This window comes from Acidimicrobiia bacterium (assembly GCA_035948415.1).
Lineage (GTDB): Bacteria > Actinomycetota > Acidimicrobiia > IMCC26256 > PALSA-555 > PALSA-555.
This window is the reverse complement of record DASZJD010000059.1, coordinates 1-4,158: the sequence shown is the minus strand read 5'-3', so window position 1 is coordinate 4,158 and position 4,158 is coordinate 1. Positions and strand designations below refer to the sequence as shown.

Annotated in this window: 4 protein-coding genes; 2 read left to right on the top strand and 2 right to left on the bottom strand. The window is 71.5% G+C overall.

Features of this window, described 5'->3' with window-relative positions:
- A partial coding sequence (locus tag VG869_08645) for an alpha/beta hydrolase (GenBank protein HEV3451259.1) occupies positions 1-668 on the bottom strand: 668 nt, incomplete at its 3' end.
- 233 nt (positions 669-901) lie between these two features.
- A complete protein-coding gene (locus VG869_08640) occupies positions 902-1,414 on the bottom strand; it encodes a nitroreductase/quinone reductase family protein (GenBank protein HEV3451258.1) in 513 nt (170 codons plus the stop codon).
- Positions 1,415-1,583: 169 nt separating this feature from the next.
- On the opposite strand from VG869_08640, the gene VG869_08635 reads away from it, so the two are divergent.
- Positions 1,584-3,740 (top strand): copper resistance protein CopC, encoded by a 2,157-nt coding sequence (locus VG869_08635; protein HEV3451257.1) that lies wholly within the window; start codon positions 1,584-1,586, stop codon positions 3,738-3,740.
- 89 nt (positions 3,741-3,829) lie between these two features.
- A partial coding sequence (locus tag VG869_08630) for a hypothetical protein (GenBank protein ID HEV3451256.1) occupies positions 3,830-4,158 on the top strand: 329 nt, incomplete at its 3' end.

The window sequence follows — 4,158 nt, the reverse complement described above, 5'->3', positions numbered from 1 at the left end:
CTGAGCTGGAGCCTCGGATGGCCGCGCGCGAGCTCGTCGAGGAACGGGATGTCGACGAGTGGGTCCTCGCCACCGACGATCAGATGGACGGGAACGTCGATCTGATCGAGCCAGCCTGGTGCTTCCGCGGTCAGAACCACGCGGGCGAGGGTCTCGCTGAACGATTCCCAGGAGTGCTCGACGGCGTCGGCGGCGAGTGCCTTCGGCAGGTCGGGGCGGAGGCGCGCGGCGAGTCGGGCTGCGGCACGGCGGTGGCGTTGACAGAGCCACGTGCAGGCGAGCTCGGCCCATCGAGTATCGAGACCGAAGAGGCGCGCCATTGGGCCGAGGTGGGCGAGGAAGCCGCGGGCGGCCGCGTAGTCGCGATAGATCGGTGCGCCGAAACCGACGATCCCGGCGACGAGCGAAGGGTGGCGAGCGGCAAGGCGGAGCGCGACGAGGGCACCGACAGAGTGGCCGACGACGAGGGCGGGTCCGTTGTGGGTGCCGAGCCCGCGCAGGGTGGCGGCGACGGCGTCAGCGTGGTCGTTCGGACCGTATCCCCCGGTTGGTCGCGGGGACCGTCCGAAGCCCAGGAGGTCCGGGACCACGAGGCGGGCGTTCTTCGCGAGCGCGTCGTAGTCGGCGCCCCAGAAGCGTCCCGAGCTGGGCAGACCGTGTAGCAGCACGATCGGCGGACCCGCGGTCCCGAGGGTACGCACGGCCAGGGTCCCGGGAGACTGGTTCCCTCGGGCCGGCGACCAGTGCACGCTCCGGCTTGGGGCCGTGTTCGGACGCCACAGCCCGACGCGGGGCAGCAGCCGGTGCTGGTGGGCGTCTCGAACAGCGGTGGCGCTCGGTGCCGTCCGGTGCCCGCACGGCGGAGAGTCCGCCTGCCGTCCTGCGCGTTCCGGTTCAGTGATCATGATGCGAGATAGGACACGGGGTTACAGGACTGGTCGAGGGCCCGCGGCCGCTTCGTCGGAGCCGCGGGCTCGGTGTGCAGGAGCACGACCGGGATGTCTCGCTCGGTGCGTCGCTGGTAGTGCTCGAAGCGCGGAAAGGCCTGCGCGAAGCGGGTCGCGAGGCGTTGTTCGAGGTCGGCATGGGCGCGTTGGGCCCAGACTGCGTGACGTGTTCTGGCGATCTCGACCTCGGCTCGGGGGTCGTGCTGGAGGTTGAGCCACCAGTCGGGCGCGTGGTCGCTGCCACCGTTTGAGGCGACGACGGCGATCTGGCCCTGCTCGCGCAGACAGACGACGGGTGTGGTCCGTCGTCGTCCGGACCGGCGGCCGGTGGTCGTGATCCACGCGACCTCAGCGCCCCGCCAACGGGCACCGAGCCAGCCATTGGTGGCCCGGTACGCGGCGTGGTGGGCCCGGGCGAGGGCCTTGGCCGCGGGCCTGGCCCATCGGCTGTAGCTGCCTTGGTCCATTCGTCGGTCTCCCGTTCTCGTGTACCGGTGATCGATACGCCGACGGGTTACGCGTCGCCGGAACACCGGCGGCCTCGCGGGCGCTTCGTGTGCGGCTCGATGACGTAACTCGCGGCGCTATTCAAAGGTGAGAGCGCCGATGCCGGCCGCCACGCTGGAGTGAGGGCAGATGAACGGTTCGGGCCGGCGAGACGCCGGACATCGATCCCGCGACGGAGACGTGCGGACAGGGCGCTTGCGGCAGATCGCCCGACGGGTCGTCGCGGTGGCTCTCCTGGCGCTCGTCCTGTCGGTGCTGTGGGTCACGCCAGCCTCAGCGCACGCGGAGTTAGCGTCGGCGACTCCGGCGCCGGGAGCGAGCGTCCCTCAGGCCGTGGCGGTGGTGCTGCGATTCAGCGAGGCGCTCAATCCGTCGCTCAGCACGATCACGGTCACCGGACCAGCCGGCGACGCCACCCGGGGACCGGCGGCGGTCATGGGCGAAGGCGCGCGGGTGATGCGGCGCCCCCTGGCCCTCCTGCGGCCGGGCCAGTACCTCGTCCGTTGGACGTCGGTCTCGAGCGACGATGGTCACACGCTGCACGGCAGCTACCGCTTCGCGGTCGCGACGGCCACCACCGCCAGCCAGCATCTGCGGACGGGCGCGGTGACCGCGGAGGGTCCCCTGGAACTGGGCGGTCAGGTGCTTGTCTTCGCCGGCGTGGCCCTCTGGGTGGGCGTGGTGGCACTGCGTCGGACTGCGGGCCGGGCAGGTGTCCCACGGTCTCGCCTCGCTGGGCTCGGCCGCCTCGCCCCGACGCTGGCGCTGGTGGGATCGCTAATGGTGGTCGTGGCGGCGTTGGCGGCACGCTCGAGCGCCGGACTGCTCGCCGGACGCGTGGGTGAGCTCCGGCTTGTGGTGCTGTGTGCCTCGGCGGTTGGTGTGCTCGCCGCTCGGAGCCGCTGGGCGCAGTATGCCGGGGCGAGCGTGGTTGCTCTGCTCGCTGAGGTCGCCTCGGGGCACGTGGCGACGCAGTCCCCGGTCTTGGGTGCGGCGCTGGTGACGGTGCACCTCGCCGCCGCCGGCATCTGGCTCTTCGCCATTGCCGCTTCGCTGTGTTCGACCCGGGTCATCCAGACGCTGAGGCTGCTGTCGCCGTATGCCATCGGGGCGGCCATCGCGGTCGGCCTCACGGGGGTGGCGAGCGCCAGCCTGGAGCTCTCCACAGCGACTCAGCTGGTCGCCACTGACTATGGCCGGATCTTGCTCGCGAAGCTGGCCGCGTTCCTCCTCCTTGCCGCCGCGGGCGCGTGGCATTGGCGACGGCGAGCCGTCGGGGCGGCGCCGGTCGAAGTCCGACGACCGGTGCGTCTCGAGGCGCTGGTCGCAGCGGGCGCGCTGGTGGTCGCCACCGTCCTCTCGGCCACCGCGCCACCGGCCCCACCGCTGACGCCCACAACGGTGACTGCGGTCGGGTCCCCCCTCGCCGGCTTTGCCCGCAATGGCCCGGTCTCGGTCGCGCAGGCCTCCGGGCCTTACGTCGTGGCGCTCACGGTCATGCCTCCGCGAGCGCGACCGGTGAAGGTCCGGGTCGAGATCCTCGGTGCCGCCGACACCGATGGGCTCGGCGACGTGCACCTCGCTGGCTTCGTCGGGGGACGCCGCCACTTCGAGTCGGCTTTGGCGCCGAGCGATGCGAACATCTTCGACGGGCACGTCCCGCTCGGTCGCGACGGTGTCTGGACGCTCGAGGTGACGCTCACGTCGAGGCGCGGGCCCGTGGACAGCTCATTCGTGCTTCCGCTCCCGGCGCCCTCGGGGGCGCGGGAGCTGGCTCGAGCCTTACGCGCCGAGGCCGGCCTGCGCTCGGCCCAGCTCCACGAGACCCTCCGGAGCGCGGCCGACGGCCCGGTGATCGCCGCCAACTACAGCTTCCACGCTCCGGATGCCATCTCGTTCACGACCACCGGGTCCCAGCAGATCGACATCGGGACCCGCAGCTTCGAGCGGGCTCAGCCATCGGAGCCCTGGACGGAGCAGCCGGCCGGCGCGGGGTTCCGGTGGCCCGATCCCTACTTCCGGGACGTCTGGGAACCGGCCACCGCACCGCGGATCGTTGGCACCGGCGAGGCGGACGGCGTGCCCTCTCGGATCATCGCCTTCGTGCGCCCCGACCTGCCGGCCTGGTTCCGCATCTGGGTCGGCATCTCCGACGGGCGGGTTCGACGCGAGGAGATGCGGGCCGAGAGTCATCTGATGGACCACACCTATTTCAACCTAAACAGCGCAGCCCCGGTCCGTCCACCGAGCTCCACGCCTGACGGGGGACAGCGATCCGAGCTTTGACGCGCCGTGCAGGGACCCAGCAACAGTCCCGGTGTAACTCGCGCCCGTATCCCAAGGCGTCACACGATCGAACCACGAAAGGAACAACCATGAAGGGCGTATTGCACAATCGCATTGCGCAGACGCTGCTCGCGGTGGTCGTTGTCGCCGCGGTCGGGGGTATCGGGGTCTCGCTCGCCGCCGGTGGTTCCGGCGGCGCCGCGATGGCTGCGCATGCTGCGCCCGCAGCGCCCAAGCCGGCTGCAACGCCGTCCACCACGGTGCCCGCCCCGACCACGACGGCACCGGCCCCCGCCCCGGTGGCTTCGGCACCCGCGGTCAACCCAGCCCCTGCCACGGCGGGAACGGTTGACGTGCGCATCGTCAACTTCAAGTTCACACCCGCGACGATGACGATCAGATCCGGCACCACGGTCAC

What these genes read in the sequence shown, in the direction of transcription:
- VG869_08640 (HEV3451258.1), bottom strand. Translation starts at nt 1,414, where the DNA reads ATGGACCAAGGCAGCTACAGCCGATGGGCCAGGCCCGCGGCCAAGGCC.
- VG869_08635 (HEV3451257.1), top strand. Translation starts at nt 1,584, where the DNA reads ATGAACGGTTCGGGCCGGCGAGACGCCGGACATCGATCCCGCGACGGA.